General features: G+C 67.4%; 28 protein-coding genes. 13 read left to right on the forward strand and 15 right to left on the reverse strand.

Annotated elements, in window-relative coordinates; genetic code table 11:
* Entirely contained in the window at positions 1 to 2,451 is a 2,451-nt protein-coding gene (gene hrpB / locus VGN66_RS02040; RefSeq protein WP_327517190.1) for an ATP-dependent helicase HrpB, read from the reverse strand.
* Positions 2,452 to 2,545: 94 nt separating this feature from the next.
* Between hrpB and VGN66_RS02045 the strand changes: the two genes are divergently transcribed.
* Entirely contained in the window at positions 2,546 to 2,758 is a 213-nt protein-coding gene (locus VGN66_RS02045; protein WP_327517191.1) for a hypothetical protein, read from the forward strand.
* Between the two features lie 167 nt (positions 2,759 to 2,925).
* Here VGN66_RS02045 and VGN66_RS02050 read toward each other — a convergent pair whose 3' ends face one another.
* Positions 2,926 to 3,939 carry a polyprenyl synthetase family protein gene (locus VGN66_RS02050; RefSeq protein WP_224921966.1) on the reverse strand — a complete coding sequence of 338 codons (1,014 nt, stop codon included), beginning with the start codon at positions 3,937 to 3,939 and terminating at the stop codon, positions 2,926 to 2,928.
* A 113-nt stretch (positions 3,940 to 4,052) separates the two neighbouring features.
* On the opposite strand from VGN66_RS02050, the gene VGN66_RS02055 reads away from it, so the two are divergent.
* The 3 genes from VGN66_RS02055 to VGN66_RS02065 all read left to right on the forward strand — a co-directional run bounded on the left by VGN66_RS02055 (position 4,053) and on the right by VGN66_RS02065 (position 8,243).
* Positions 4,053 to 4,346: a chorismate mutase gene (locus tag VGN66_RS02055; RefSeq protein ID WP_327517192.1), complete on the forward strand. Its 294-nt coding sequence runs from the start codon at positions 4,053 to 4,055 to the stop codon at positions 4,344 to 4,346.
* Positions 4,347 to 4,391: 45 nt separating this feature from the next.
* A complete protein-coding gene (locus VGN66_RS02060) occupies positions 4,392 to 5,507 on the forward strand; it encodes a glycosidase (protein ID WP_327517193.1) in 1,116 nt (371 codons plus the stop codon).
* 219 nt (positions 5,508 to 5,726) lie between these two features.
* Positions 5,727 to 8,243 carry a TonB-dependent receptor gene (locus tag VGN66_RS02065; protein ID WP_327517194.1) on the forward strand — a complete coding sequence of 839 codons (2,517 nt, stop codon included), beginning with the start codon at positions 5,727 to 5,729 and terminating at the stop codon, positions 8,241 to 8,243.
* A 132-nt stretch (positions 8,244 to 8,375) separates the two neighbouring features.
* Here the strand turns inward: VGN66_RS02065 and VGN66_RS02070 are convergent, their stop codons facing one another.
* The 13 genes from VGN66_RS02070 to flgB all read right to left on the reverse strand — a co-directional run bounded on the left by VGN66_RS02070 (position 8,376) and on the right by flgB (position 18,965).
* A complete protein-coding gene (locus VGN66_RS02070; RefSeq protein WP_327517195.1) occupies positions 8,376 to 9,278 on the reverse strand; it encodes a flagellar motor protein MotB in 903 nt (300 codons plus the stop codon).
* A 3-nt stretch (positions 9,279 to 9,281) separates the two neighbouring features.
* Positions 9,282 to 10,145, reverse strand: coding sequence for a flagellar motor stator protein MotA (gene motA / locus VGN66_RS02075; protein ID WP_224921971.1), 864 nt, complete (start codon positions 10,143 to 10,145; stop codon positions 9,282 to 9,284).
* 92 nt (positions 10,146 to 10,237) lie between these two features.
* Positions 10,238 to 11,146, reverse strand: a complete 909-nt coding sequence (gene flgL / locus VGN66_RS02080; RefSeq protein ID WP_327517196.1) for a flagellar hook-associated protein FlgL — start codon at positions 11,144 to 11,146, stop codon at positions 10,238 to 10,240.
* Positions 11,147 to 11,151: 5 nt separating this feature from the next.
* The gene (gene flgK, locus VGN66_RS02085) at positions 11,152 to 12,483 is read right to left on the reverse strand and encodes a flagellar hook-associated protein FlgK (protein ID WP_327517197.1); all 1,332 of its coding nucleotides are present in this window, start codon (positions 12,481 to 12,483) and stop codon (positions 11,152 to 11,154) included.
* The gene (locus tag VGN66_RS02090; RefSeq protein ID WP_224921974.1) at positions 12,480 to 12,824 is read right to left on the reverse strand and encodes a rod-binding protein; all 345 of its coding nucleotides are present in this window, start codon (positions 12,822 to 12,824) and stop codon (positions 12,480 to 12,482) included. The genes flgK and VGN66_RS02090 overlap by 4 nt, the downstream gene beginning before the upstream one ends.
* The gene (locus VGN66_RS02095) at positions 12,821 to 13,915 is read right to left on the reverse strand and encodes a flagellar basal body P-ring protein FlgI (RefSeq protein ID WP_327517198.1); all 1,095 of its coding nucleotides are present in this window, start codon (positions 13,913 to 13,915) and stop codon (positions 12,821 to 12,823) included. The genes VGN66_RS02090 and VGN66_RS02095 overlap by 4 nt, the downstream gene beginning before the upstream one ends.
* Positions 13,916 to 13,926: 11 nt before the next feature.
* Positions 13,927 to 14,604 carry a flagellar basal body L-ring protein FlgH gene (locus tag VGN66_RS02100; protein WP_327517199.1) on the reverse strand — a complete coding sequence of 226 codons (678 nt, stop codon included), beginning with the start codon at positions 14,602 to 14,604 and terminating at the stop codon, positions 13,927 to 13,929.
* Positions 14,605 to 14,614: 10 nt separating this feature from the next.
* Positions 14,615 to 15,403, reverse strand: coding sequence for a flagellar basal-body rod protein FlgG (gene flgG, locus VGN66_RS02105; RefSeq protein ID WP_224921977.1), 789 nt, complete (start codon positions 15,401 to 15,403; stop codon positions 14,615 to 14,617).
* Positions 15,404 to 15,427: 24 nt separating this feature from the next.
* Positions 15,428 to 16,171: a flagellar basal-body rod protein FlgF gene (gene flgF / locus VGN66_RS02110; protein ID WP_327517200.1), complete on the reverse strand. Its 744-nt coding sequence runs from the start codon at positions 16,169 to 16,171 to the stop codon at positions 15,428 to 15,430.
* 26 nt (positions 16,172 to 16,197) lie between these two features.
* Positions 16,198 to 17,487 carry a flagellar hook protein FlgE gene (locus VGN66_RS02115; protein ID WP_327517201.1) on the reverse strand — a complete coding sequence of 430 codons (1,290 nt, stop codon included), beginning with the start codon at positions 17,485 to 17,487 and terminating at the stop codon, positions 16,198 to 16,200.
* A gap of 22 nt (positions 17,488 to 17,509) precedes the next feature.
* The gene (locus VGN66_RS02120) at positions 17,510 to 18,196 is read right to left on the reverse strand and encodes a flagellar hook assembly protein FlgD (protein ID WP_327517202.1); all 687 of its coding nucleotides are present in this window, start codon (positions 18,194 to 18,196) and stop codon (positions 17,510 to 17,512) included.
* Complete coding sequence (flgC, locus tag VGN66_RS02125) at positions 18,196 to 18,609, reverse strand: flagellar basal body rod protein FlgC (protein ID WP_327517203.1); 414 nt, start codon at positions 18,607 to 18,609, stop codon at positions 18,196 to 18,198. The genes VGN66_RS02120 and flgC overlap by 1 nt, the downstream gene beginning before the upstream one ends.
* A gap of 2 nt (positions 18,610 to 18,611) precedes the next feature.
* A complete protein-coding gene (gene flgB / locus VGN66_RS02130) occupies positions 18,612 to 18,965 on the reverse strand; it encodes a flagellar basal body rod protein FlgB (protein WP_224922239.1) in 354 nt (117 codons plus the stop codon).
* A 222-nt stretch (positions 18,966 to 19,187) separates the two neighbouring features.
* Between flgB and VGN66_RS02135 the strand changes: the two genes are divergently transcribed.
* The 9 genes from VGN66_RS02135 to VGN66_RS02175 all read left to right on the forward strand — a co-directional run bounded on the left by VGN66_RS02135 (position 19,188) and on the right by VGN66_RS02175 (position 25,924).
* A complete protein-coding gene (locus VGN66_RS02135) occupies positions 19,188 to 19,874 on the forward strand; it encodes a motility protein A (RefSeq protein WP_327517204.1) in 687 nt (228 codons plus the stop codon).
* Positions 19,871 to 20,413 (forward strand): flagellar motor protein MotB, encoded by a 543-nt coding sequence (locus VGN66_RS02140; protein WP_327517205.1) that lies wholly within the window; start codon positions 19,871 to 19,873, stop codon positions 20,411 to 20,413. Before VGN66_RS02135 ends, VGN66_RS02140 begins: the two co-directional genes overlap by 4 nt.
* Complete coding sequence (locus tag VGN66_RS02145; RefSeq protein ID WP_327517206.1) at positions 20,410 to 20,919, forward strand: flagella basal body P-ring formation protein FlgA; 510 nt, start codon at positions 20,410 to 20,412, stop codon at positions 20,917 to 20,919. The genes VGN66_RS02140 and VGN66_RS02145 overlap by 4 nt, the downstream gene beginning before the upstream one ends.
* 156 nt (positions 20,920 to 21,075) lie before the next feature.
* The gene (gene flgM / locus VGN66_RS02150) at positions 21,076 to 21,306 is read left to right on the forward strand and encodes a flagellar biosynthesis anti-sigma factor FlgM (RefSeq protein WP_327517207.1); all 231 of its coding nucleotides are present in this window, start codon (positions 21,076 to 21,078) and stop codon (positions 21,304 to 21,306) included.
* Entirely contained in the window at positions 21,293 to 21,607 is a 315-nt protein-coding gene (locus VGN66_RS02155; protein WP_327517208.1) for a flagellar protein FlgN, read from the forward strand. Before flgM ends, VGN66_RS02155 begins: the two co-directional genes overlap by 14 nt.
* Positions 21,608 to 21,814: 207 nt before the next feature.
* On the forward strand, positions 21,815 to 22,690 hold the full coding sequence (locus VGN66_RS02160; RefSeq protein WP_327517209.1) for a lytic transglycosylase domain-containing protein: 876 nt from the start codon (positions 21,815 to 21,817) through the stop codon (positions 22,688 to 22,690).
* Positions 22,691 to 22,696: 6 nt separating this feature from the next.
* On the forward strand, positions 22,697 to 24,787 hold the full coding sequence (flhA, locus tag VGN66_RS02165; RefSeq protein WP_327517210.1) for a flagellar biosynthesis protein FlhA: 2,091 nt from the start codon (positions 22,697 to 22,699) through the stop codon (positions 24,785 to 24,787).
* Positions 24,784 to 25,524 carry a sigma-70 family RNA polymerase sigma factor gene (locus VGN66_RS02170; RefSeq protein ID WP_414713169.1) on the forward strand — a complete coding sequence of 247 codons (741 nt, stop codon included), beginning with the start codon at positions 24,784 to 24,786 and terminating at the stop codon, positions 25,522 to 25,524. Before flhA ends, VGN66_RS02170 begins: the two co-directional genes overlap by 4 nt.
* 46 nt (positions 25,525 to 25,570) lie before the next feature.
* Positions 25,571 to 25,924 (forward strand): YbaN family protein, encoded by a 354-nt coding sequence (locus VGN66_RS02175; protein ID WP_327517211.1) that lies wholly within the window; start codon positions 25,571 to 25,573, stop codon positions 25,922 to 25,924.
* The last annotated feature ends 57 nt before the right edge of the window (positions 25,925 to 25,981 follow it).

Below are 25,981 nucleotides of genomic sequence, written 5' to 3' on the forward strand. Positions count from 1 at the left end.
TTAGCCCGATCTTCCGCGCCGTGCATCCGCATTTTTCGTGCGCAGTGTCGCATTGGCGGCGGCGGGATCGTCGGGCCACGGGTGACGCGGGTAGCGGCCGCGCATTTCCTTGGCGACATCGGCCCAGCTGCCTTTCCAGAATCCGGGCAGATCGCGGGTGGTCTGGATTGGTCGCCCGGCGGGGGAGGTGAGTGACAGTACGAGCGGCGTGCCATCGCCCAGCATCGGATGCGCGGCGAGGCCGAACAGCGCCTGCACCCGCACCTCGACGCTCGGCCCGCCCTCAGCGGCATAATCGATCGCGTGGCTCGAGCCGGCGGGGGTCTCCAGCCGCGCCGGGGCGAGGCGGTCGAGGCTCTTTTGCCCGTCCCAGCCGATCCGATTCTGGAGCGCTTGCGTCAGTCCTTCGCCCGAAATCGCGTCGAGTCGACGCTTGCCCGCGAGCAACTGGGGCAGCCAGTCGTCGAGATCGGCGATCAGGGCGGCGTCCGCGAGCGCGTCTAGCCCGGCATAAGCGGCGCGCGTCCGCAGCGCCTGTGCCGTGTCAGACCATGGCAGCAGCGCCACGCCATGCGCGCGCACCCCTTCTAACAGCGCGGTGGCGATCTCATCCGGATCAGCGGCGCTGTCGGGGCCGGAGGACAGGCGGATCGCGCCCAGCCGCCGTTCGCGCGTCGCCTCGACCCGGCCGGTCGCGGGGTCGAAGCGGACATGGCGGCGCGTTTCGATCCGGTCGGCGAACAGGGTGTCGATCTGTGCCGCGTCGAGCGGGGCGGCGGAGAGGACTCGCGCGCCTGCCGCCATCCCCTGTGTCTCGGCGACCGCGAGCCATTCATTGCGTGCGAGCGCGCTGGTCGGATCGAGCTTGAACCCGCGCCCGCCCGCCGATGCCCAGGTCTCGCCCGACGCGTCACGGCGACGCGCGATGCGGTCGGGGAAGGCGAGGGCGATGCACAGGGCGACCTGTTCGGCGCCGGGCTCGGTGCTGGCGGGCGCTGCCGGAGCGAGCTTGGCCCAGCGCTCGGCCAGCTTCCACCCCGCCTCGGCGCGCTGTCCGCGCTCGCCACGCCAGCGACGCATCCGCGATTCGAGATCGGCGTCGTTCCCGCCCAAACCACGCTCGCCGAGCAGCACCGCGACCCGCGCGGCGGTCGTCGCCATGCCCAGCTCGCCCGCGCGCACCAGCATATGACCTAGCCGGGGCGGGAGCGGGAGCGCGGCGATCGCCTTGCCATGCGCGGTGGGGCGCCCGTCGGCGTCGAGCGCGTCGAGGGTGGTCAGCCGCGCCCGCGCCTCGGCCACCGCAGCGGCCGGCGGCGGATCGAGCCAGCGCAGTTCGCGCGGATCGGCGACGCCCCATAACGCGCAGTCGAGCGTCAGCGCCGACAGGTCAGCCTCCAATATCTCGGGTGGGTCGTATGGCGGCAGTCCTGCCGTCGCCGCCGCTTCCCACAGGCGGTAGGCGGTGCCCGGCCCCTGCCGCGCGGCGCGGCCCGCGCGCTGTGTCGCCGAAGCCTGGCTCGCGCGTTCGGTGACGAGCCGCGTCATCCCCGCCGCGCGGTCATAGCGCGGGCGACGCGCCAGCCCGCAATCCACCACCACCCGGATGCCGTCCAGTGTCAGCGAGGTTTCAGCGATCGACGTCGCCAGCACGATCTTGCGCCGCCCGGTCGGGTCGGGGGCGATGGCCGCGCGCTGCGCACCGGGGTCGAGGCTGCCGTGCAGCTTGTGAACCACCGCACCGGGCACCTCGCCCAGCCGTTCGGCGGTGCGCTCGATCTCGGCGACACCGGGCAGGAAGGCGAGGATGCCGCCCTCCGCCTCGCGCAATGCCTGGCGGATCGCGGCGGCGACGGGTTCGTCGATCCGCGCCTCGGTCGGGCGGCCGAGATGGCGCAGCTCCAGCGGATAGCTGCGCCCTTCGCTCTCGATCACCGGCGCGCCGTCCATGAGCGCGGAGAACCGCGCACCGTCCAACGTCGCCGACATCGCGACCAGCCGCAGGTCCGGGCGCAGCGCTCCCTGCGCGTCCAGCGCCAGCGCCAGTCCAAAATCGCTGTCGAGGCTGCGTTCATGCACCTCGTCGAACAGCACCGCGCTGACCCCGGCCAGTTCGGGATCGGCCTGGATGCGGTTGACGAAAATCCCCTCGGTCACGACCGTCACCCGCGTCGCCGCCGAGCGCCGCGTATCCATCCGCGTGGCGTAGCCAAAGGTACCGCCGACCTTCTCGCCCGCCAGCGCGGCCATGCGCTCGGCGGCGGCGCGCGCGGCGAGGCGGCGGGGGGACAGCAGCAGGATTTCGCCGTCGCACCAAGGCTCGGCGAGCAGCGCGGGGGCGACCGCCGTGGTTTTCCCCGCCCCCGGCGGCGCGACCAGCACGGCGTTGCTCAGGCCACGCAAGGCGGCGAGCAAATCGGGTAGGACGGCATGGATCGGCAGGTCGCTCACCGCCCCGCCCTACGCAATTCGACGCGATGCTTGAAGCCGCGATGGCACCGGATCGCGTGGCGCGCGTTGCGGCGGATGGAAAAGGAGACACAGCATGGCACGCACGGTTTCGAGCTTCACGGTCGCAGCGGACGGCAAGGGCGATTATCTGCTCAATTTCGAGGATGAGGATGGCGAGACGATCGAACTGACGGCGAGCTTCGAACAGCTCGACCTGATCGCCGACGCCATCGGCGAAGCACTGGACACGGACGAGGAAGACGCGCTCGGCGTCGATGACGACGCGGACGAGCCGGTCGAGGATTGAATCCCGCTTTCCCCTCCCTGAAAGGGAGGGGCTAGGGGAGGGTGCGCGCGTCTGCGCCCTCCAAAGAGTCAAACCCGGTCGGCAAAAAAGCAGCAGTCGAGGCGTCGAGCCTCGCCTGCTGCTAAACCCTCCCAAACCCCTCCCTTTCAGGGAGGGGAGATGCCCCTTCAATACGCCCGCGCGACCGCGAACTCGACCGCTTCGATCATCGCATCCTTCGCCGCGCTGGCCGGGAAGCCGCCGATCGCGTCGATCGCGCGCTGGCCGTAATGGCGCGCGCGGGCGAGCGTGTCGTCGACCGCACGGCTGGATCGGACCAGTTCGATCGCATGGGCGAAGTCGTTATCGTCGTTGCGGCGACCCAGCACCGCTTCACGCCAGAACGCCCGCTCTTCGTCATTGCCGCGCGCATAAGCGAGGATGACGGGCAGCGTCATCTTGCCCTCGCGGAAATCGTCGCCTGCGTCCTTGCCCATCGTCCCGGCGTCGGAAACATAGTCGATCGCATCGTCGACCAGCTGGAATGCAATGCCGAGGTTGCGGCCATAGGCGTCGAGCGCGGCCTCGTCCGCCTCGCTGCGTTCCGCGACCACGGCGGCAATGCGGCACGCGGCGGCGAATAGCGCAGCAGTCTTGGCGCCGATGATGTCGAGATAGCGCCCTTCGTCCAGGTCGATCCGGCGCGCTGCGGTGAGTTGGTTGACCTCGCCCTCCGCGATCACCGCGCTGGCGTTGGACAGGATCTTCAGGACCTTCAGGCTGCCATCCTCGACCATCAGTTCGAAGCTGCGGCTGAACAGGAAGTCGCCGACCAGCACGCTCGCCGGATTGCCCCAGATGAGGTTGGCGGTGCGCTTGCCGCGGCGCATATCGCTGCCATCGACGACATCGTCATGGAGTAGGGTCGCGGTGTGGATGAACTCCACCGCCGCTGCGAGGCGATAGTGCCGGTTGCCCGGATAATCGAGCAGCCGCGCGCTCGCCAGCGTCAGCATCGGGCGCATGCGCTTGCCGCCGCCCGCGATCAGGTGCCCCGCAAGTTCCGGGATCAACGGGATTTGCGACTGCATGCGGTCGAGGATCACCGAATTGACATGGTTCATGTCACCCGCAACCAGCGCGATCATCGGCTCGAGCGAGGGTTCGGCGCTGCGGCCGATGCGATGGATGGTCGCGCTCATGGCGACGCGATGGCGGCAAGTTGCCGTAAAGGCAAGCGTTGAGGGTTGCGCGGGGAGGAAAGCGCGGCAAGAAGGCGCGGTAGCGGCGGATTTGGCAACCAAAGGGCAGGAACATGAGCGACGAAACGCTGCAACGCTATCGCCAGAGCATCGACCGGATCGACGCGGCGTTGGTCTTCCTGCTCGCCGAACGGTTCCAGATCACCCAGGCGGTCGGCCGGTTCAAGGCCGAGACCAACCTGCCCCCCGCCGACCCGGCACGCGAGGAACGACAGATCGCGCGGCTGCGTGACCTGGCGGCGCAAGCCGATCTCGATCCCGAATTTTCGGAGAAGTTCCTGCGCTTCATCATCGATGAAGTGATTCGCCACCATGCCGGGATGCAGGATATGCCGGGAACCGAGTAAGGCGCGGCGCGCTGGGCGATGGGCGGGGTGCAAAGGGGCGTAGGCATGATCGACGACACGCTGATCTTCACGCCTGACGATGTCGATCTGTCGCGCTCCCCGCTGCGCCGGTCGCTCGATGCCGGCACCTATGTGCTTGGCGCGTTTAACCCCGGCCTGACCCGGCTGCCCGGCGGCAATCTGTTGCTGATGGTGCGCGTGGCCGAGGCGCTGACGCAGCCGGTGGTCGATGGCCATGCCCGCGCGATCCGCTGGACCCCCGCCGGCTATGTGCTCGACCGCTATCCGCTCGACGGGATCGAGATGGACGATCCGCGCACCTTTCGCCTGCGCGAGTCCCGCCCGCGCCTGTCGGGTCTGACCTCGCTGTCCTGGTTGTTGCCGGTCGAGATTTCGGGTGACGGGCGCAGCGTCGTGAAGGTGCATTACGACAAGGCGATCGAACCCTCGGCGTCGTTCATGGCGCTGGGGATTGAGGATGCGCGGATCAGCCTGATCGGCGGGGCGTGGTACATGACGGTGTGCGCGGTGTCGGACGAGCGGCAATGCACTGCGCTTTATCGCTCGGTGAACGGGCTCGACTATCGCTGCGAGGGGATCGTCCTCGATCACCAGAACAAGGATATGTGCCTGTTCGAGGGCAAGGTCGGCGGAAAGTTCATGGCGCTGACCCGCCCGCTCGGCGAAGCGTGGTTCGCGCCTCCGCCCGACAGCCCCTATACGGGCGGGCCTGCGATCCAGCTCGCCCAGTCGCCCGATGCGCTGCACTGGAAGCCGCTCGACGCGCCAGGCCTGCGTGCGCGGCGCGGGACCAGCACGAATACGCGGATGGGCGGGGGAACGCCGCCGGTGCTGACGCCACAGGGCTGGCTGATGCTCTATCATGGGGTTGAACAGCGCGCGGCGATCGGCGCCTATCGCACCTTCTGGGCGCTGCTGGACCGCGATGATCCAACGGTCGTGCTGCGGCAGGAGGATGGGGCGCCGTTGCTGGAGGAATTCCCTGCGCTGACCGATGGCATCGGCGAGCGCCGCTATCTGCCCGCGCCGGTCGTGTTCACAACCGGGATCGCCGATGCCGGCGACACCTACATCGTCGCGAGCGGTGAGGCGGACCTTGCCTGCCGCATTTCGCAGATCTCCAAGGCGCGATTCGATTAGCATCTGGGTACGGCACCGGCCCGCTCCCCCACCCGGCCACCCATAGAATACACTGTCACTGGGTGGCCGGGTGGGGGAGCGGGCCGGTGCAGCAATTCAGCGCAGCTCAATTCAACTCCAACTTCGCCTTCGCAGTGGCACAATTTTGCGACAAAGCGCGGCTAGTGCGCAGCCGTCGGGCCATCGTCCGGCGGGTTTTATCGGTTCTGGAGTAGTTGGATGCGGCAAGCGGCCTGGATGACGGCAGTGTTGATGACGACGGTGTCGCCCGTGGCGATGGCCGCTGATCAGACCGGATCGTCCGCTCCCTCCGCGACCCAGCAGCAAGCCGAGCAGGAGCCTGAACCCAGCGCGCCCGGCGGCTCGGCAATGGGCGATGATGTCGAGGAAGTGGTCATCACCGGCAGCGCGCCGCGCGGATCGGTGCCCGGCGACGTCAAGCCCGAACTGGTGCTCAACCCCGCCGACATCCGCGCTTATGGCGTCGGATCGCTCGCCGAATTGCTGACCGAGCTGGAACCGCAGACGCGCAGCGGGCGCGGGCGCGGCGGTGGTGCGCCGGTGCTGCTGCTCAGCGGGCGGCGCATTTCCGGCTTTGGCGAGATTCGCGACATCCCGCCCGAAGCGATCGAGCGGATCGATATTCTTCCCGAAGAGGCTGCGCTCAAGCTGGGCTATCGCGCCGATCAGCGCGTGGTGAACATCGTGCTGCGGCGCCGCTTCCGCTCGTTCACGGTCGAACTCGATGGCAGCGCCGCGACCGGCGGCGGCACCGCCGGGCAGGATGTCGAGCTGAGCATGCTCCGCCTCAACCCCAATGGCCGCATCAACCTCGACCTTGAATATGAGCGCGATTCGACGCTGCTGGAGAGCGAGCGCGACATCATTCCGGACCCGGCGTTCCCGCGCCCGGACACGCAATTCCGCTCGCTGCGTCCCGAAACGCAGAATTTGACGATGAACGGGGTGCTCAGCCGCAACATCGGCAAGACGGTCGCCACCGCGAACCTGCGGATGGAACAGAATTGGAGCGACTCGCTGCTCGGCCTGCCCACCGGCCGCACCGAGCCGCTCGAGCGGAGCAGCGAAACCAGCACGCTGCAGGGCGGCGTGTCGTTGAACGGCGACATCTCGACCAAATGGCGCTGGTCGCTGACCGGCAATTGGGACCGGATCGAAAGCCGCACGCTGACCGATCGCGACACGGGCCTGACCGATTGGGCGCAGTCGGTGTCGAATGTCGGTTCGATCGACGGTCTCGTGAACGGCCCGCTCGCCGAGCTGCCGGCAGGCGCGATCAACACGAGCCTGCGGCTGTCCGGGCGGACCAGCGACCTCGACGCGCAATCGCGGCGTGCCGGGCAATATGTCGCGACCGATATCGGCCGCACCAGCGGGAGCGCGCGGGCGAATCTCGATCTGCCCATCGCCAGCCGCAACAAGGACGTGTTGAGCCCGATCGGTAATCTATCGCTCAATGCCAATGCGGAGGTCGAACAGCTGTCGGACTTCGGCACGTTGTTCACCTATGGCTATGGCGCCAACTGGTCGCCGATCGACGGGCTGCGCATGCTCGCCTCGTTCACCGAGGAAGAGGGCGCGCCCTCGGCTCAGCAGCTCGGCAATCCGGTGCTCGACACACCCAATGTCCGCGTGTTCGATTTCGTCCGGGGCGAGAGCGTCGACATTACGCGGCGCGACGGTGGCAATCCGGGCCTGTCGGCGGACAATCGCAGCGTGATGAAGCTGGGACTGAACTATCAGCCGGTGCAGAAGATCGATCTGAGCTTCAACGTCGATTACACCAAGAGCATTGTCCGCGACCCGATCGCGTCGTTCCCGACCGCGACGGCGGAGATTGAAGCGGCGTTCCCCGACCGTTTCGTGCGGGATGGCAGCGGTCGCCTGATCCGGATCGATAATCGCCCGGTCAATTTCGCGCGCAGCGAGCGCGAGCAGATCCGCTGGGGGATCAACTTCTCCGCCCCGATCGCCTCGCCACTCGCGCGCAAGGCCGCTGAGGAGTTCCGCGCGCGGCGTGAGGCGATGATCGCCGCGCGTCAGGCGCAGCAGGGGCAGGCAGGCGAGGGCGGTGCGGTCCCGCCGCCGCCCGGCGGTGAGCGCCCGCGCGGCGAGGGCGCACAGGGTCCGGGCGGCCAGCGCGGCCCCGGTGGCGGCCCCGGCTTTGGCGGTGGTCGCGGTCCAGGCGGACCCGGTGGCTTTGGCGGCGGACCCGGCGGGCCGGGTGGCGGTGGCCGGCTGCAGTTTGGCGTGTTCCACACCGTCGCGCTGACCGACCGGATCGAGATTCGCGACGGCCTTCCCGCGCTCGACCTGCTCGACGGCTCGGCGACGGGCAGCCGGGGTGGCTCGCCGCGCCATCAGGTCGAGGTGCGCGCTGGCGTGGTTCGCGACGGGATCGGCCTGCGCCTCAACGCCGACTGGCAGAGCGCGACGCGGGTCGATGGCGGCACGAGCGGTGCGGGCCAGCTGCGGTTCGACGACTTCACCACGGTCGGGGTGCGGCTGTTCGCCAACCTTGGCCCACAGTTCAAATTCGTCCGCGACAATCGCTGGCTGGTCGGGACGCGGGTGGTGCTGTCGGTCGACAATGTGTTCGACAGCCGGCTGCAGGTCTCCGATGCGACAGGCGGGACGCCGTACAGCTATCAGCCGACTTTGCTCGACCCGGTCGGGCGCACGGTGCGGATCAGCGTGCGGAAGCTGTTTTTCTAATCCTCCCCGGAACGGGGAGGGGGACCAGCCGCAGGCTGGTGGAGGGGGCCCGAGGCAGGGGAATCCGTTGCCTCGGGCCCCCTCCACCACGCCGCTTCGCGTCGCGGTCCCCCTCCCCGTTCCGGGGAGGAATTACTTATCCAGCTTGCTCTTGCGATAGAGCAGGGTGATCGCGACGCGGCGGTTGCGCGGGTCGGCGGGGTCGGCGGCGATCATCGGTTCGCGGTCGGCGACGCCTTCGATCCGCTCGAAGCGCGACTCCGGAACGCCCGCGGCGACCAGCCGGCGACGGGTCTCTTCGGACCGCGCGCTCGACAGCATCCAGTTGTTCATGTTGGTCGGGTCGCCATAGCGCAGGCTGTCGGTATGGCCGCGGATCATCAGCGGGTTGTCCGAATCCGCGATCGACTGGGCGACCAGTTTCACCAGCGCCGCCGCGTCGGGGACGAAGCTGGTCGTGCCGAGCGCGAACATCGAATAATCGGCATCGTCCATCAGGTCGATCCGCATCCCCTCCCGCGTCGGCACGAACCGCACCTGCTTGCCGAGTCGCGTGAGGCCGTTGGCCTTCATCTTGCGCTCGATCTCGCTCTTCATCTTGGCGAAGCCCTTGCGATCGGCGGCGTCCATCGCCTCCTTGTTCTTGAGGCTGCCCTTCTCACCCGTACCCACGCGATCACCGCCGGTCGCGCCTGCGGGAATCGTCATCGACCGCGTGCCGGTCTGCTTGGCGTTGGTTGGGTAGTTATCCTTGCCCTGGATCGCGTCGCCGCCCATCAGGCCGTTGGAGCCGGCGCTGTTCTGCTTGAACTCGATCAGCGTTGGCGCGAAATAATCGGCGAGCGCCTTGCGCTGTTTCTCATTGGTCGCGCCGAGCAGCCACATCAGCAGGAAGAACGCCATCATCGCCGTCACGAAATCGGCATAGGCGACCTTCCACGCGCCGCCATGATGGCCGCCTTCGCCGCTAATGTAGATCTTCTTGACGACGATCTTGGGCGGCTGTTTGGCCGCGTGAGGAGCTCTGGCCGTCACGGGTTACCTCCCGCGCAATCCGTCAAACACCTCGGCAAAGCCCGGCTGGTTGTGGTGGGCAATGCCGCTGCGCGCGGCTTCGATCACCAGCGGCTGTGGGTGGCCGTGGAGCGAGGCGATGATGATCTGCTTGACCGTGTGATAGATTGCCGCATCGGCATCGATGATCTGCTTGAGCCGCCCGGCGAGCGGACCGACCAGACCATAGGCGAGCAGCACACCCAGGAACGTGCCGACCAGTGCCGACCCGATCATCGCGCCGAGCACGCTGGGCGGTTTGTCGATCGATCCCATCGTCTTGACCACGCCCAGCACCGCCGCGACGATGCCGAGAGCGGGCAGCGCGTCGGCGAGGTTCTGAAGCGCGTGCTGCGGCTCGGCGACCTCGTGATGATGGGTCTTGATCGCGTTATCCATCACCTCTTCCACCGCGTGCACGTCAAGCGTGCCGGACGAGACGACGACGAGACGCAGCGTATCGGCGATCAGATTGGTCAGGCTGTGATCGGCGAGCAGGCGGGGATATTCGGCGAAGATCGCCGACGATTTGGGATCCTCGACATGCGGTTCCAGCGCGATCGGACCGTCGATCCGCAACAGCTTCATCAGCTTGCTGACCAGGAAGATGACGTCGAGATAATCCTGCTTCTTGTATTTCGGCCCCTTGAGCACCTTCACGAAGCCGCCGCCCAGTGCCTTGAGCTCGCGTCCCGAATTGCCGATGATCAGCGCGCCGACTGCGGCGCCGCCGATGATCAGCATCTCGTGCGGGAGCGCGTGCAGCACGGGTCCGAGCGCGCCGCCGGTCAGCGCGAAGCCGCCGAACACCATCGCGATCAGGACGACGAAGCCGATTGCTGGAAACATGAGCGCGATCTTCCCCCGAAGTCAACGGAGCCGCCGAAACGGGCGGCCTATTCAAACATGTCTAACGACCGATTCACCCTGAACTTGAGGGCTCAGCGCAGATAATCGAACAGTGACAGGCTGGTGAGCTTGGTGAAGCTCGCCTGCGTCGCCTGAAGGATGGTCAGTGTCTTTTGCAGCTCCGCGATCGAGGTCGCGGTATCGGCATCCTCGATGCCGGTGCGCACCGCTTCGCGCGTGATCTCAGCTTCGCCTAGCCGATCTGCCTCCAGATCGAGGCGAAAGGCGCGCGCACCGACCGAGGCGCGGGTCGCGCCGAGCTGGTCGAGGGCGGCGTCGAGGTCGCTCATCGCGGTATCGACGCCGCCCTCCGCTCCGTCCGGCCCGAGAGCCGCAGCGAAGGCGGAAAGAATCTGGAACATGTCGGTCGCGCCATCCGATCCGGCGATGCCGCCGAACGCGCGCGCGCCGCTGGTGGTGGCGGCGATCGACTCGCCGTCTCCAATCGGGATCGCGGCGGGCTCGCCACCGCCGGTCCAGGCGATGCGGCCATCGTCCTGACGGGTGAAGGCGGTCGTGCCCGACGAGCCTCCGAACAGCGGATGGCCGCGCGTGTCGGTGCTGTTGGCGACGCCGACCACGTCGTCGAGGATCGCCTCGATCTCGACCTTGATCGCCGCGCGCCCCTCGGCGCTGAGCGTCTCGCTACCGGCCTGCACGGCAAGCGTGCGCGCGCGCTGAAGCTGGGTTTCGACCTGATCGAGCGCGGTGTCGGTCGCGCCGAGCAATGCCTGCGCCGCCTTGATATTGGCACCATAGGCGCCGTCGTCGGCATCGGCGCGCTTGAGGCCCGACAGCTGCTGCCACCCCGATGCGCCATCGGACGGGGCGAGAATCTTCTTGCCGGTCGCCACCTGCGTCTGCAGCCGGTCGGCCTGACTGTTCAGGCTCGCCATCATCAGCGAGGGGCGATCATAGCTCTGGCTGGTCGTCACGCGCATGGGGATCACCGGATGTCGAAGAGGGTCTGGAGCGTTTCGCGGGCGACCTGGATCACCCGGCTCGACGCCTGATAGGCCTGCTGGAAGCGGATCAGGTCGACCGCCTCCTCGTCCACATTGACGCCGGACACCGAATCGCGCGCGGCGACCGCGTTGCTGCGGATCGTCGACTGGACCTCGGCAATCGCGCGGCGGCCGGCGAGCGCGCTGGCATTGCCGGTGGTCAGCGTCGTGACCTGACTTTCGAAGCCCTCGTCGCGGCGCAGTGTCGCTAGCGCGGTCAGATTGCCATTGTCGCGCTCGCCCCCGCCCGTCGCCGCGGCAGCGATGCCGCGCGGATCGGTCAGGACAAGCTTGAAGTCGCGCGCGCCGGTCGCGGCGAACATCGCCGATCCGCTCGCGCCGTTCAGGTCATCGCCGTTCGCCTGCACCGCATTCACGCCATCGGCGAAATCGGTCGCGAGCGTGTCGAGCGCGGCCTTGGCATCGGCGAGCCGTGTGGCACCCTCGGCCAGACCCGCAAGCGCGCCGCCGCTGGGCGACAGCGCCTGTGATCCCTCGATGCCATAGACGGCGAAGGACACCGCGCCTTCGCTGCGCGCATAGGTGGCGATCGCCGCCTGGTCGCCCTGCACCAGCAATGGCCCGCCGCCGCCAGCGCGCACCGTGGCGCGGCCCGCAGCGTCGAAGCTGGCGGAAACATCGGTCAGCGCCGCCATCGAATCGAGCAGCCGGTCCCTCTCGTCGAGCAACGCGGCCTGTCCGCTGCTATTCTGTGCCGTGCGGCCGAGCGCGCTGTTCACCTTGGCGAGGCCCGCAGTGAGCGCATTGAGATCGTTGACTGCAGCGTCTGCGGTGCCGTCGAGATCGGCGAGGCCGCCGTCGATCGCGGTCGCGGTCGCGGTGAAGCTGTGCGCCAACGTCGCTGCAGCCTGAAGGAAGGTCGCACGCGGCGCACTCGCCGACGGGTCGGCGGCGAGCGCGGTGGCGGCGTTGAAGAATGCCGTCATCCGCTCATCAAGCTTGTTGGTGGTCAGCGCGCTTTCGACGCGGCCGAGCCACACGATCCCGGCCTCGCTGCGGGCGAGGTCGGACCCGGCGGAGCGGACTTCGGCGTTACGCAGGTCGCTGCCGGTGCGGGTGACGCCGCTGACGGTCACGCCAAGGCCGTTGAGTGTTCGGCCCGATGCGTCACCCGGCGCCGCGACTTCGCGCGTCGACGCGATGCGGCGCGAATAGCCGGCGGTCCCGGCGTTGGCGATATTCTCCGACGTCGTGGTCAGCGCGGTCTGGTAGGCGCGCACCCCGCTCGCGCCGATCGAGAGCATGTCGGTCATGGCGTTTCACCTTTGTCGACGTCAGCGACGGGGGTCGCGGCGACGCTGCCCGCCTTGGCGAGGAATTCGGTCATTGCCTTGCCGATCCCCATCGGCGTGTGCGCGGCCATATTCTCGGCGAGCTTCTGGTCCTGCATGTCGCGGAACTGATCGAGCGCCTGGCTTTCGAACAGGCTGTCGGCCAGCTTCGCCTTGCGCATCGCGCCCAGCATCATCTTGGTGAAGATCGCCTCGAACTTCTCGCCCGCCTGGTCGAGATTGTCGCGCGTCCCCAGACGCGCGGTGTCCGTCGAGACACTGCCCGTAAGCTTGAGTGATGCAGGGGCGATCGGCTGGGTCACAGGACGATCAGCTCCGCCTTGAGCGCGCCAGCCTGCTTCAATGCCTCGAGGATCGCGACCAGATCGGCCGGCGACGCACCGATCGCGTTCACTGCCTTGACCACATCCGCCAGCTTGGGACCCGGATCCATCAGGAACATCGGCCGCTTCTCCTCCTCCACGCCGACGCCGCTCTGCTGCTCGACCCGGGTCTCGCCCTGGCTGAACGGCAGCGGCTGTACGACCCGCTGGGATTCATCAATACGAACGGTAAGTTTACCATGTGTTACCGCAGCGGGGCTGACCCGGACGGCCGAATTGATGACCACCGTGCCGGTGCGCGCGTTAACGATTACCTTGGCCGCAGCCTCGGCGGATTCGACGTTGAGGTTTTCGATCTCGCTCATGATCTGCGCGCGGACGCCGGCGCCCTGTGGCGCGGTGACGGCAACCGACACGGCGTCGATCGCGCGCGCGGTGCCAAAGCCATAGCGGCCGTTGATCGCGTCGGCGACGCGCTGCGCGGTGGTGAAGTCGGCGCGGGCGAGGTTGTAAGTGAGGGTGGGGGCGGTGGCGAAGCCGGTCTCGACCGCGCGCTCGACCGTCGCACCCTCAGGGATGCGGCCCGATGACGGGATATTGACGACGATCTTCGACCCGTCTGCACCTTCGGCCCCCAGACCGCCGACCGCAAGGTTGCCCTGCGCCATCGCATAGATCTGTCCATCCGCACCCATCATCGGGGTCAGCACCAGCGTCCCGCCGCGCAGCGACTTGGCCTTGCCCATCGACGATACGGTGATGTCGAGCTTTTGCCCCGGCTTGGCAAAGGCGGGCAGCTCGGCGGTGACCAGCACCACCGCGGCGTTCTTGAGCGCCGGGTTGACCCCGGGTGGCAGCGAGAGGCCGAAGCGGGCGGTGACCCCCTTCATCGACTGGACGGTATATTCCAGATTGTCGTCGCCCGTGCCCGGCAGACCGACGACGATGCCGTATCCGGTCAGCTGGTTGGTGCGGATGCCCTGAAAATTGCCGAGATCCTTGATCCGCTCCGCCGCAACGGGCTGGGCGAGAACAAGGGTGGCGAGCAGGGCGATGAGGAAGCGGATCATGGTCTAATTCCTCAGAACGGGCTGATCATCTGGAAGAAGCGGCTGAACCACCCCTGTCGGGCGGCGCGGGCGACATCGCCCTTGCCGGTATAGGCAATGCGGGCATCGGCGACGCGGGTCGATGCGATGCGGTTGTTCGCATCGATATCGGTGGGGCGGATGATCCCCTTGATCTGGATGAACTCGTCGCCGCGGTTGAGCGTGACGCGCTTTTGACCCTGCACCAGCATCGTGCCGTTGGGCAGCACGGCGGCGACGGTGACGCTGATCTCACCCGACAGCGCGTTCGACTGGTCGGCCGCGCCGCTGCCCTTGAACCCGCGCTTGCCGCTGATGCTCGCATCGGTCTGGTTGAACAGGTTGAGCGCGCCGGTCGTCGGCGGGGTGATCGAAAAGCCGCCGCCGCTGTCGAGGTTGGTGCCCGCCGATTTGGACGCGCTGGTGCGTTCGACCAGCACGATCGTGACGGGATCGCCGACGCGGCGCGCGCGCGTGCCTTCGTGGAGCGCGGCATAGCCTTCGCTGGCCTGAAAGATCGAGCCATTGGCTGCGGGCGGCGGCGCGACCGGAGACGGTAGCGTGACGGTGAAGTCCTCCGCCGGCTGCTTCTTGCCGAACAGCTTCGCGTCGACCGGCTGCGCGGCGAACGCGCAGCCGGCGAGGGCGGCGAGGGCGGACAAGGTGCGCATGATCCGGCCCTCAAACATTCTGGTTGATGTACTGGAGCATTTCGTCGCTCGCCGAGATCATCTTGGAATTGACCTCGTACGCGCGCTGCGTCTCGATCATGTCGACCAGCTCTTCGACGACGTTGACGTTCGATCCTTCGAGCATGCCCTGACGGATGTTGCCGCGCCCGTCCTGCCCGGCGATGCCGAGATTGACCGCGCCGCTCGCCGCGGTTTCGACGAGGTAGTTATCGCCGATCGCCTGCAGCCCCGCGCTGTTGGGGAAGGCGGCGATCTGGATCTGGCCGATCTGGCTCGCCTCGGTCTGGCCCGAGATCGTCGCGCTGACCGTGCCGTCGCTGCCGACGGTGATCGAGGTCGCGCCGTCCGGGACCGTGATGCCGGGCATCACCTGATAGCCCTCGCTGGTCACCAGCATGCCTTCGGGCGAGCGCGCGAAATTGCCCGCGCGGGTATAGCCGAGCTGGCCGCCGGGCATCTGCACCTGGAAATAGCCATTGCCGTCGAGCGCCATGTCGAGCGCGTTGCCGGTGGTCTGCATCGCACCCTGGGTGTCGATCCGGGCGGTGCCCTGAATGCGCACGCCGGTGCCAAGATTGGTCCCGGTTGCGTAACGCGTCTCGGCGGTGCTCGCGGCACCCGGCGCGGTGACGACCTGATAGGCCAAGGCCTCGAAGCTCGCCCGGTCGCGCTTGTACCCGGTGGTATTCACGTTCGCGAGGTTGTTCGAGATCACCCGCATGCGCATGTCCTGAGCGTCAAGCCCGGTGCGCGCGATGTGCATTGCTGCGGAACCCATGATTCTGGTCCTTCCCTAGAATTCTTAGCTGACGCGCATCAGCGATGCGGCGCTCTCGTCCATCGACTTGGCTTCGCGGAGCAGGTTGGCCTGCACCTCGTAGCTGCGCTGGTTTTCGATCATGTCGACCAGCGCCTGCGTCAGGTTCACGTTCGATCCTTCGAGCGCGCCCGACATCACCGTCGCGTCCATATCCTGCGGCAGCGCGCCGCCGCCGCGGACGTGGAGCAGATTGTCCAGTCCCTTGACGGTGGTGCTGCCCGCATCGCTGACCAGCTTGAGCTGATCGATGATCTGTGGCGGCTGCGCGGGATCGGCGCCCGGAGGGACGATCGACAGCGTGCCGTCGGTGGCGATCATGATCTTGTCGTGCGGCGGCACGGTGATGGGGCCCCCCGACCCCATCACCGGGAAACCGTCGCCGGTTTCCAAGACGCCACTCGGCGCAACCCGAAGGTCGCCGCGCCGTGTGTATGCTTCGCTGCCATCGACAGCCTGAACCGCGAGCCAGCCTTCGCCGGTGATCGCGACGTCCAGCCCGCGGCCGGTCTGCGTGATCGCACCCGCGCGCCGGTCCATATCGACCACCGTCTCGGCGCTGGGCTGGCGGCTGTCATGGCCGTCGCCCTGCACCAGCAGGCGTTCGAAATTGACGCGGTCGGCGCGGTATCCGACCGTGGAGGCGTTCGCGATGTTGTTCGCGATCGTCGCCTGCGCGTTCATCTGGCCCTTCAGGCCGGACAGTGCGGTATAGACGAGCCTATCCATCGCGAATGCCTCCTAACTTACTGAAATCAGCTGCGGATGTTGAAGATGGTCTGCGAGATCTGGCTCGCGGTATCGAGCGCCTTGGCGTTCGCCTGGAAGTTGCGCTGTGCCGCGATCAGGCCGACCAGTTCCTCGGTAATGTCGACGTTCGACCGTTCGACCGCGCCCGACATCAGCCCGCCAAAGCCATTGACGCCCGGCTCGCCCAGCCGCGGTTCGCCCGACAGGCCGGTTGCGGCCCAGGTTGAATTGCCAAGTTGACGCAGCCCCGACGGATTGGAGAAGTTGGCGAGCGCCACCTTGCCCAGCGCCAGGCTGTCGCCGTTGGAGAAGCTGGCGCGGACGATCCCGTCCTCGCCCACGGTCACACCGTCGAGCTGGCCGACCGCCTTGCCGTCCTGGCTGCGGCCATCAATGCTGAACGGTGCGCCCAGCTGGGTCGTCGCGCCGCCGAAATCGAGCGCGATCGACTGTTCGGTCGTGCTCGACCCGACCGTGAACGGCGCAAACTGCGTCGGCGCGGTCGGATTGGTCAGCGCACCGCTGGCGTCGAAGGTCAGCGTCACCGGTTGCGGGTTTGCCGCGTCGGTGCCGAGCTGGCGGTCGCCGACAAAGCTGTACACCGACCAGGTCACCGGTGCCTCGGTCGTCTCGCGCACGAAATAGTTGGTCATGGTCAGCGGATTGCCGCTGGCGTCATAGATCGTCGTCTGGGTCGAGTTGTTGTAGGTGCCCGGGTCGAAGCGGTCGAACGCATAGGGCGTGTCCTCGCTGAACCGCGACGCTTCCGACGGCACCGACGAATAGGCCGACAGGTTGAGCGACAGCGACACATTCTCGGTCGCCTCCGGAACGCCGCTGGTCTGCGGCAGGCGCAGGTTCACGGTCGAGCCAAGGCCCGTCGCGACCACCGCGCCCGATCCGTCGACCGGATAGACCTGAAGATAGCCGCCCTGCGAATCGGTGACGTAGCGATCGCTGTCGACTAGAAAGCTGCCGTTGCGGGTGAAGTTGACGCCCGCCGAATCGAGGCTCGGCTTGACCGCGAAAAAGCCGTCGCCGGCGATCGCGATGTCGAGGCTCGATGCCGATTGCTGCATGCCACCCTGGCCGAATTGCTGGCGGATCGCCTTCACCACGGTACCCGACCCGATCATCTGATTGGGGTTGAGCGACACGCTCGACGCGATCACGTCGGCGAATTCGGTGCGGCTCTTCTTGAAGCCGTTGGTCGAGACGTTCGACAGGTTGTGCGAAATGGTCGACATGTCGGTCTGCGCCGCCTGAAGACCCGAGAGCGAGGTGTAGAAGGACATCGAAATAGGCTCCTGTTTGGACTCAGCCGATCTGGCGGACAGCGGTGGTGGACACCTGGCCGATGCCAGGCAGGGTAAGGACCGGGTTGCCGTCGCTGCCCATCGCGACCGCAGTCACCGGGGCCCAGACGAGCGGCTGGGCGGCAACGGTGCCGCCATTGGCGTTGCGTGCGGCGACGCGGATGGTGAAGGGACCATCGCCGGCCGGCTCGCCGGTGTCGGTGGTGCCGTCCCATTCGAATTCGGTGCGGCCGGCAGGCGCGGCGCCGAGCGAGACGTTCTTGAGGATCTCGCCATTCGGGCCCTCGATCACGACGTTGACCTCGGCCGCGTCGGCACCGAGCTCGATCATCCCGCCCAGCGAGCCGTCGGTGCGCGGATAGGCGACATCGCCCTGCGTCAGCACGGTGCGGCCGACCCATGACACGAGATCGGTGGTCGAGGTCGAGCCGAGCTTGGCGGCAATTGCCTGCAGCGTCGTGTTCATCTCGCTGATCCCGGCGAGCGACGAGAATTGCGCCATCTGCGCCACCATCTGGGTGTTATCGACCGGCTCGAACGGGTCTTGGTTCTTCATCTGCGCGGTCATCAGCGTCAGGAAGTCGGACTGGTCCATCGCCGACGATCCGAGCGAATTGGTGTTCGCCTGGCTGGTCGTGCCGGTGCGGGCGATGCCGAGGTTGCTCAGCGTCGTGTCAAAAGCGGTCATCAGCTGCGTCCCAGGTTGAGCGTCTGGGTGATCAGCGTCTTTGCCGTCTGCATCACTTCGACATTATTCTGATAGGTGCGGGCGGTCTCCATCATGTCGACCAGCTCGCGGGTCTCATCGACCGCGCTTTCCCAGACATTGCCGTCCTTGTCGGCCATCGGGTTGCCGGGGTCGTAGCGTTTGGTCGGCGCTTCGCCCGCCGCGACGACGCTTTCGACATCGACCGTCGACATGCCGCTCGCCGCATCGAAATGGGTGCGGAAGACCGGCTTCATCGTGCGATAGGCTTCGCCCGGATTGGACGCGACCTGCCCGACATTGGCGAGGTTGGAGGCGGTGGCGTTCATCCGCACGAGCTGCGCGGACATGGCGCGACCCGCGACCTGGAAGATGGAGAGCGGCTGGTCGGACATTCTTATTCTCCCTTCAGCGCGCGCTTGAGCGTGTCGATGCGCCCGTTGAGAAAGGCGAGCGTCGTCTGATAGGCGACGGCATTCTCGGCAAAGGCGGTCTGTTCGGTGGCCAGCTCGACGGTGTTGCCGTCGAGGCTGGGCTGGAGCGGCACGCGGAACTTGGTCGCGCCGCTGATCGGGTCCGCGCCCGCCATGCCCGGCGTTTCGATCGCGTCGAGTGCGGCGCGGAAGTCGATATCCTTGGCCTTGTAGCCGGGGGTCGATGCGTTCGCGATGTTCGACGCGAGCACGCCCATGCGCTGCGAACGCACCTCGAGCGCAGCGCCGTGCACCCCGAAGAGACTGTTGCTACCCATGAAAACGGTCCTCATGCCTGTGTTCGGACAGTTCCTAGCAATGGGCGTGCCAGTTTGTGGGGAGCGGGCGGTAATCGCCGCAATTGCCGGTTCTGATGGTGCGGGCGGCAAGGGTTTGCCGGGCGGCGGCAGCGGATTTGCCGCTTTTGCCGGTTGTCGCCGCACCTGCCGGGGTTTCCTGTGGCGCACGTCACTTGGCCCGGCGCTTGCACCGGGTCGCGCATGAATAGTGCCGCACCCGCCGATCTCGCCGCGCTGGCTCCGCTCGACGCATCCGTGCTGCTCGACCCGCTGGCGCTCGCCATCGTGCTGGGCGGGACGGCGGCCAGCGTACTGCTGCGTCATCGGCTGGCGGATGTCGGGCGTGGGATGGTCGCGCTCAAGACGCTGCTGCGCCGCCCGTTCGACGCCGCCCCGCTGATCGCGCAGGCCGGATCGCTGGAAAAGATCGCGCGTCGCCACGGGCTGATCGCGCTCGACCGGTCGGTGATTGATGATCCCGACATGGCGGCGGCGGTCGCGGCGGCGGTCGATGGCGCGAGTCCTTCCGAAATCGAGGCGATCGTGCGCGACCGCGCCGCATCGCGCGCCGAACGGCATCGCGCGGTGATCGAGCTGTGGAGCGGCGTGGCCGAGGCTGCGCCCGCCATGGGCCTGATCGGCACGATTCTGGGCCTGGTACGCATGTTCGCGGCGATGGATAACCCCGACCGGATTGGTGCGGCGATGGCGGTGGCGTTGCTCGCGACGCTCTATGGCGCGCTGCTCGCCAATCTGGTCGCGATGCCGATCGTCGCACGGTTGAAGCGGCTGGCGCGGGTCGAGGCGGCCGAACGGCTGCGGCTCGCGGCGCCGCTTGCACGACTCGCCACGCTCGAGCGTGCCCGCAAACGCGAGATGGCGGCATGAGCGCCGCACTCTCCCCCGACAGCTGGGATGACATTGCCCCTGCGCGCTCGGTGTGGCTGATCACGCTCGCCGATCTCGCGCTGCTGCTGGTCGGCTTCTTTGTCCTGCTGCAGGCGCATCGCGAGGTGGACCGCACCCGCTTGCTCGCCGGCCTGCGCAGCGGCTTTGGGGCCGAAGCTCCTGCGCCGATCGACCCGATGGCGGTCGCGCGTGCGCGGGTCGAGGGCTATGCCCCCGGCAGCGCCGCTGCGGACCTTGCCGCAACGATCGTCTGGGCGCGCGACGCCGCGCGTGACAAGCGCACGGTCATCACCATCACCGGATCGACCGCGCCAACCGGCGATGTCGATCCGCGCACCGGCAGCGCCGCCATCCTCGCCGCCGATCGCGCACGCGCCGTCGCCGCTGCCTTGGTCGCACAAGGCGCGGTCGCACCCTCGCGCCTCATCCTTCGCGTCGCCCCCGGCACCAGCCGCAGCGTGACCCTGTCCGTCGGCTTTGCCGGCGATCCCCAACTTCAAGCTGGAGATCCGCAATGATCGCACTCCTGATCGCCCTGTCCGGCCCCGCCGCCTTCCAGTCGACCGAGGCGCTCGACCAGCTGGTCGAACGCTTCGCCGGTGCCCCGATCGGGGCCGAGGGCGGCGCGCGCGCTGCTGTGGACAAGCGCCTCAAGCTCGCGGCCTGCGATACGCCGCAGCTCAGCTGGCGCTCACCGGCGGAGGATGCAGTGGTGATCCGGTGCCAAGGGCCGCAGCAATGGCGCGTCTTCGTCGCGATCAACACGCTGCCCAAGGCCGCACCGACGAGTGTCGCTGCCGCGCCGGCGCCGGTCGCGGCCAAGCCCGAACTGGTGATCCGCCGTGGCGATCCGGTGATGCTTGAGGCTGGCGCCGCCGGCTTCTCGATCACGCGTGAGGGGCTGGCGATGGCCGACGCTGCGGTCGGTGGCCGCGTGCTGGTCAAGACCGACGACAAACGCCCGCCGGTTGCCGCAATCGCGCTCAGCCCGGGCCGCGCTCGCCTGCCCGGGTTCGGGGACTGATTTCCCAGCGCGGCAGAAAAAATCGCTGCTCGCGCATTTTTCCCTAAAGCTCCCCGTCAAAGCGTCGTTTTCGCGTATGTCCGCAGAAAAAGGGTCGCAGACATGGTGGATCCAGTCGGCTTTAAGCCTGCATCACTCGCCCCCCGGCTCACGCCGGTGGCCGCTGCCGCGCCCGTGCGGTCGGTGGAAGGAGCGACGCAGGCCGCCAATAGCAGCGCCGCCGCATCGCTGACCCAATCAGCTGCGGCCAGCGCCCCGGTCGATGCCGATCGCGTCGCGCGGATCAAGAAGGCGATTGCCGATGGCAATTTCCCGCTGGTCCCCTCGACGATTGCCGACCGGCTGATCGCACTCAAGCTGCAGTGGAATCCGAATGACGCGGCATGACGCCCTGATCCGCGTGATCGAGGCGCTCCACGCCGAGATTGCCGCGCTGAAGGCGAACGACGTCGCCGCGCTCGAACGGGCGACGCGCGACAAATTGATCGGGATCGAGGCGGTGGGGGCCGCCAATGACGATAGTCCCGCGGCGTCGGGCGAGCTCAAGGCGCTGGCCGAGGAAGCGCACCGGCTCAACGAAAGCTGCCGCATTTACGTCAACCTGATGGCCGCGAATGTGCGGCGGCGGCTGACGGCACTGACCGGCAATGACTTGCCGTCCTACCGGCCCGGATTTGCCGTCGGCTGATTTGGTTCACGCGAAGGTGCGAAGGCGCGAAGAGGTCTCGGGCGGAGTTTCTCGCCTGTGCCGCGCCAGCGATCGCGTCAGCGGGGAATGAGAAGCGCCACCGCGCGGCAATTCAATTATCATTGCGCCTTCGCGCCTTCGCGTGAACCAATTCTGGCACGGCTCTTGCTGATCTCCCCGAACCCAAGGGGATGAGAAGCAAGGCCTATGACCGTACCTTCGATCGGAGCCAGAACGAACGTCACCACGGCGATCGCGACGGCGAGCCAGAAGACCGGCATCGACTTCAACTATCTGCTCGGCCAGGCACAGGTCGAAAGCGGCATGCGTGCCGATGCGCGCGCGCGTACCTCCAGCGCCACCGGCCTGTATCAGTTCATCGAACAAAGCTGGCTCGGCGTGGTCAAGGATCATGGCGAGAAGCATGGCCTGGGCTGGGCGGCGGACAGCATCCGCCAGACCGCCAATGGCCGCTTCACCGTGTCCGACCCGGCGACGCGGCAGGCGATCCTGTCGCTGCGCAACGACCCGCAGGCCGCATCGCTGATGGCCGCCGAACATGCCAGCGACAACAAGGATGCGCTTGAGTCATCGCTCGGGCGTGAGGCGACCGGCACCGACCTGTACATGGCGCATTTCCTTGGCATCGGTGGCGCACGCAAATTCCTGCGCGCGATGGACGCCGATCCGACGCGGGGCGCGGCGAACCTGTTCCCCGCCGCCGCGCGCGCCAACCGCAACATCTTCTACGCCTCGGACGGATCACAGCGGTCACTCGGGCAAATCTATGAGCGCTTTGCCGGCAAGCTCGATCGCGGCGCCGCTGCGGTGGGCGCGACCGGTGCCGCGTCGGGCAGCCTCGATGCAAAGTTCCAGACATTGGTCGCCTCGCTCGGCGAGGATGTCGAGGTTGTGCTGGGCAATGAAGCGGTCGGGCAGGACCGTGGCTGGCTGACCACGCTCGACCGGCTGGAGAATGCAGGACGGCTCAAGGCATCGACGATGCCGACGGTCAATCCGCTGCGCCCGACGCCCGAGACCGCCAAGCTCGCTTACCTGATGCTCGCCCGGCTGGGAGCCTGATCCGCAATGAACGCAGCGACTCTTCAGGGGGGCATCCTCCCCGCGCTCCGCAGCTTCGCCCTGCCCGTCGCCATCCTCGTGCTGGTGGGCATGATGGTCGTGCCGGTGCCGACCTTCCTGCTCGACGCCTTTTTCATCATGAACATCATCATCAGCCTAGCCGTGCTGATGGTCGCGCTGAATGCGCAAAAGCCGCTCGATTTCTCGGCCTTCCCCACCGTGCTGCTGTTCGCGACGCTGTTCCGCCTCGGCCTCAACGTCGCCTCGACCCGCGTCGTGCTGGGCCATGGGCATGAGGGCGAAGCGGCGGCGGGCCATGTGATCGAGGCGTTCGGGACGTTCATGATCGGCGGCGATTACGTCGTCGGCCTGTTCGTCTTCGCGATCCTGATCATCATCAACATGATCGTGGTGACCAAGGGCGCGGGCCGCGTGTCCGAAGTGTCGGCGCGCTTTACCCTCGACGCCTTGCCCGGCAAGCAGATGGCGATCGACGCCGACCTCAATGCCGGCCTGATCACCCCCGACGAAGCCAAGGCGCGTCGGATCGAGGTATCGACCGAAGCCGATTTCTACGGCGCGATGGACGGTTCGTCCAAGTTCGTGAAGGGCGACGCGGTCGCGGGCCTGCTGATCCTGTTCATCAACGTCATCGGCGGCCTGATCCTGGGTCCGGTCAGCCATGGCATGTCGATCGGCGAAGCGGCGCAGACCTATGTGCTGCTGGCGATCGGTGACGCACTGGTCGCGCAGATCCCGGCGCTGCTGCTCTCGATCGCCGCCGCCGCGATCGTCACCCGCGTCAGCGCGAACAAGGATCAGGACCTGACCGGACAGATCGGCAGCCAGTTCGCCAGCCACCGCACCTGGACCCCGGTTGCGGTGATCACCGGCCTGCTCGCGTTCCTGCCCGGCATGCCCGCCTTCATCATTCTGCCCGCCGCTGCCGGGTCGGGCTATATGGCATGGAAGATGTGGCGCGCGAGCACGCTGCCGCCACCGCCGGCCATCGTCGAAGCCGCCGAGCCCGTCGATCCCTCGCGGATCGGCTGGGAAGAGGTCACCGACAATATGCAGGTGATGATCGACATCGGCTATGGCCTGGTGCCGCTGGTCGACGAACGTCGCGGCGGCGCGCTGATGGGCCGGATCACCGGCGTGCGGCGCCAGCTGTCGAAGGAACTCGGCTTTGTCGTGCCGCAGGTGCGGGTGCGCGACGACATCAACATGGCCCCCTATGCCTATCGCATCGTTGTAGGTGGCGTGGTGATCGGTGAGGACAGCGTCTCGCCCGACGAGATGCTGGCGCTCGACACCGGGCAGGCGGTCGGTTCGCTGCCCGGCAAGCATGCCAAGGATCCGACCTTCGGCCTCGACGCGATGTGGATTTCGCCCGCTGACGCCGATGCGGCGACCGGACAGGGCTGGCTGGTGGTCGATCCCGGTACGGTGATGGCGACGCACCTCAATCAGGCGCTGATCCAGAACGCCTCCGACCTGCTCGGCCCGGACGAGGTTCAGGCGCTGCTCGACGGCTTGCGCGAGCGTGCGGCCCAGCTGGTCGTCTCGCTCTCGCCCAACCCGCTGCCGATCACAACGCTAACACAGGTGCTGCGTGGCCTGTTGGCGGAGAATATCCCGCTCAAGGAATTCCGCCGCATCGCCGCCGCGATCGCGCTCGCCGCGCAAAAGAGCGCGGATGCCGACGAGATCGTCGAGCTGATCCGCCCGGAACTCGGCCCGCTGATCATTCAGCGGCTGTGCGGAGTGCGCGAACCGCTGCGCGTGATGACGCTGGAGGGCCAGCTCGAGGCGCTGCTGGGTCAGGCGATCCGCTCCGATCCGTCGAAGCGCCACACGATCGAGCCCGACCTTGGCCGTCGCATCGTCGATGCGCTCCAGCGCGCCGCCCAGCCGCTCGTCGCCGAGGCCAAACCGTTCGCGTTGGTGGTCCAGCCGACGATCCGCATCGCAATCCGCAAACTCGTCCGCACCGTCCTGCCCGACACCCCGGTGATGAGCTTCTTTGAAGTGCCCGAGGACAAGTCGGTCGAGGTCGTCGCCGTGATCGGCGCACCGGAGGCACTTGCCGCATGACCTATCAGCCCGCCCCGAACGAATTCGCCATCACTTATGATCGCCGCGGCGACACGCGGCGCGACATGGACGCGCTGGTGCGCAAGCATATGCCGCTCGTCCGCCGCCTCGCCTGGCATGTCCATGGCTCGATGAGCACGCTGATCGATGTCGAGGATCTGGTCCAGATCGGGCTGGTTGCGCTGGTCGAGGCGGCGGGCAGCTTCGAGGATCGCGGCCTCGTCAGCTTCGACCAGTATCTCCACACCCGCGTGCGCGGCGCGATGATCGACGAATTGCGCCGTCAGGCGACGATCACCCGCGGCGCGATGAAACGCCGCCGCGCCTATCAGGATGCGGTCACCGCGCTCGCCGCCGACGGCACCCGGCCCGACGAGGCGGCGGTCGCATCGAAGCTGGGCGTCACGATCGACAAATTGCGCAGCGACTATGCGAGCGCAGAGGCGGTGCGGTTCGATTCGATCGACGATGTCTATTCGGACGAAGGCCCGTGGTTCATGTCCGACGAACCCGACGCCTTCGACCAGCTCGCCGACGCCGACCAGCGCGAGGCCCTGATCGGCGCGATTTCGGAGCTGCCCGAGAAGGAGCAGCTGGTGGTGCAGCTTTATTATGTCGAGGAGTTGAACCTCGAAGAGATCGGCCAGGTGCTCGGCGTCGGCGCCGCACGCGTCTGCCAGATCAAGAAGAGCGCGCATGACCGGCTGAAAAAGGGGCTGATGCGGCGACTGGGGTGATTCGCTTTTTGCGAGACAGTCGCGACTGGCGTGCTACGCAAGCGGGGTGCGTCGTCATCTGTATCTGATTGCCGGGTTTCTGTGCCTCGGCCTTGCGGTGATCGGCGCAATTCTGCCGGTGATGCCGACGACGGTGTTCGTGATCATGGCGGCGTTTTGCTTCGCGCGCAGCTCGCCCGCGCTCGAACGCCGCTTGCTCGAACATCCGCGCTTTGGCCCGCACATCGCCCGCTGGCGCGATAAGGGCGCGGTGAGCCGCAGCGGCAAGGTCGCGGCGAGCGTCGCTTTCGCGATCAGCATCGCGCTGACGCTCGCACTCACCGCCATGCCCTGGCCGCTGATCCCGATCGGCGCTGCGGTCGTGATCGGCGGCTGGTTATGGACCCGGCCCGAAGCCTGACGCCTTGCCCTGCGCGCAGTCCCCGTTAGGGTCGCGCGGTTCATTCGAGGGGTTTCC

The sequence above is a fragment of the Sphingomonas sp. genome, from assembly GCF_035998645.1.
GTDB lineage: Bacteria > Pseudomonadota > Alphaproteobacteria > Sphingomonadales > Sphingomonadaceae > Sphingomonas.

Coding starts and splice junctions, on each gene's coding strand:
- motA (WP_224921971.1), bottom strand. CDS start 10,145: ATGTTTCCAGCAATCGGCTTCGTCGTCCTGATCGCGATGGTGTTCGGC.
- flgL (WP_327517196.1), bottom strand. CDS start 11,146: ATGCGCGTGACGACCAGCCAGAGCTATGATCGCCCCTCGCTGATGATG.
- VGN66_RS02170 (WP_414713169.1), top strand. CDS start 24,784: ATGACCTATCAGCCCGCCCCGAACGAATTCGCCATCACTTATGATCGC.
- VGN66_RS02095 (WP_327517198.1), bottom strand. CDS start 13,915: ATGATCCGCTTCCTCATCGCCCTGCTCGCCACCCTTGTTCTCGCCCAG.
- VGN66_RS02050 (WP_224921966.1), bottom strand. CDS start 3,939: ATGAGCGCGACCATCCATCGCATCGGCCGCAGCGCCGAACCCTCGCTC.
- flgG (WP_224921977.1), bottom strand. CDS start 15,403: ATGGGTTCCGCAGCAATGCACATCGCGCGCACCGGGCTTGACGCTCAG.
- VGN66_RS02045 (WP_327517191.1), top strand. CDS start 2,546: ATGGCACGCACGGTTTCGAGCTTCACGGTCGCAGCGGACGGCAAGGGC.
- VGN66_RS02055 (WP_327517192.1), top strand. CDS start 4,053: ATGAGCGACGAAACGCTGCAACGCTATCGCCAGAGCATCGACCGGATC.
- VGN66_RS02135 (WP_327517204.1), top strand. CDS start 19,188: ATGAATAGTGCCGCACCCGCCGATCTCGCCGCGCTGGCTCCGCTCGAC.
- VGN66_RS02060 (WP_327517193.1), top strand. CDS start 4,392: ATGATCGACGACACGCTGATCTTCACGCCTGACGATGTCGATCTGTCG.
- flhA (WP_327517210.1), top strand. CDS start 22,697: ATGAACGCAGCGACTCTTCAGGGGGGCATCCTCCCCGCGCTCCGCAGC.
- flgC (WP_327517203.1), bottom strand. CDS start 18,609: ATGTCCGACCAGCCGCTCTCCATCTTCCAGGTCGCGGGTCGCGCCATG.
- VGN66_RS02145 (WP_327517206.1), top strand. CDS start 20,410: ATGATCGCACTCCTGATCGCCCTGTCCGGCCCCGCCGCCTTCCAGTCG.
- VGN66_RS02065 (WP_327517194.1), top strand. CDS start 5,727: ATGCGGCAAGCGGCCTGGATGACGGCAGTGTTGATGACGACGGTGTCG.
- VGN66_RS02155 (WP_327517208.1), top strand. CDS start 21,293: ATGACGCGGCATGACGCCCTGATCCGCGTGATCGAGGCGCTCCACGCC.
- VGN66_RS02160 (WP_327517209.1), top strand. CDS start 21,815: ATGACCGTACCTTCGATCGGAGCCAGAACGAACGTCACCACGGCGATC.
- VGN66_RS02100 (WP_327517199.1), bottom strand. CDS start 14,604: ATGCGCACCTTGTCCGCCCTCGCCGCCCTCGCCGGCTGCGCGTTCGCC.
- VGN66_RS02140 (WP_327517205.1), top strand. CDS start 19,871: ATGAGCGCCGCACTCTCCCCCGACAGCTGGGATGACATTGCCCCTGCG.
- VGN66_RS02115 (WP_327517201.1), bottom strand. CDS start 17,487: ATGTCCTTCTACACCTCGCTCTCGGGTCTTCAGGCGGCGCAGACCGAC.
- flgK (WP_327517197.1), bottom strand. CDS start 12,483: ATGACCGACATGCTCTCGATCGGCGCGAGCGGGGTGCGCGCCTACCAG.
- flgF (WP_327517200.1), bottom strand. CDS start 16,171: ATGGATAGGCTCGTCTATACCGCACTGTCCGGCCTGAAGGGCCAGATG.
- flgB (WP_224922239.1), bottom strand. CDS start 18,965: ATGGGTAGCAACAGTCTCTTCGGGGTGCACGGCGCTGCGCTCGAGGTG.
- VGN66_RS02120 (WP_327517202.1), bottom strand. CDS start 18,196: ATGACCGCTTTTGACACGACGCTGAGCAACCTCGGCATCGCCCGCACC.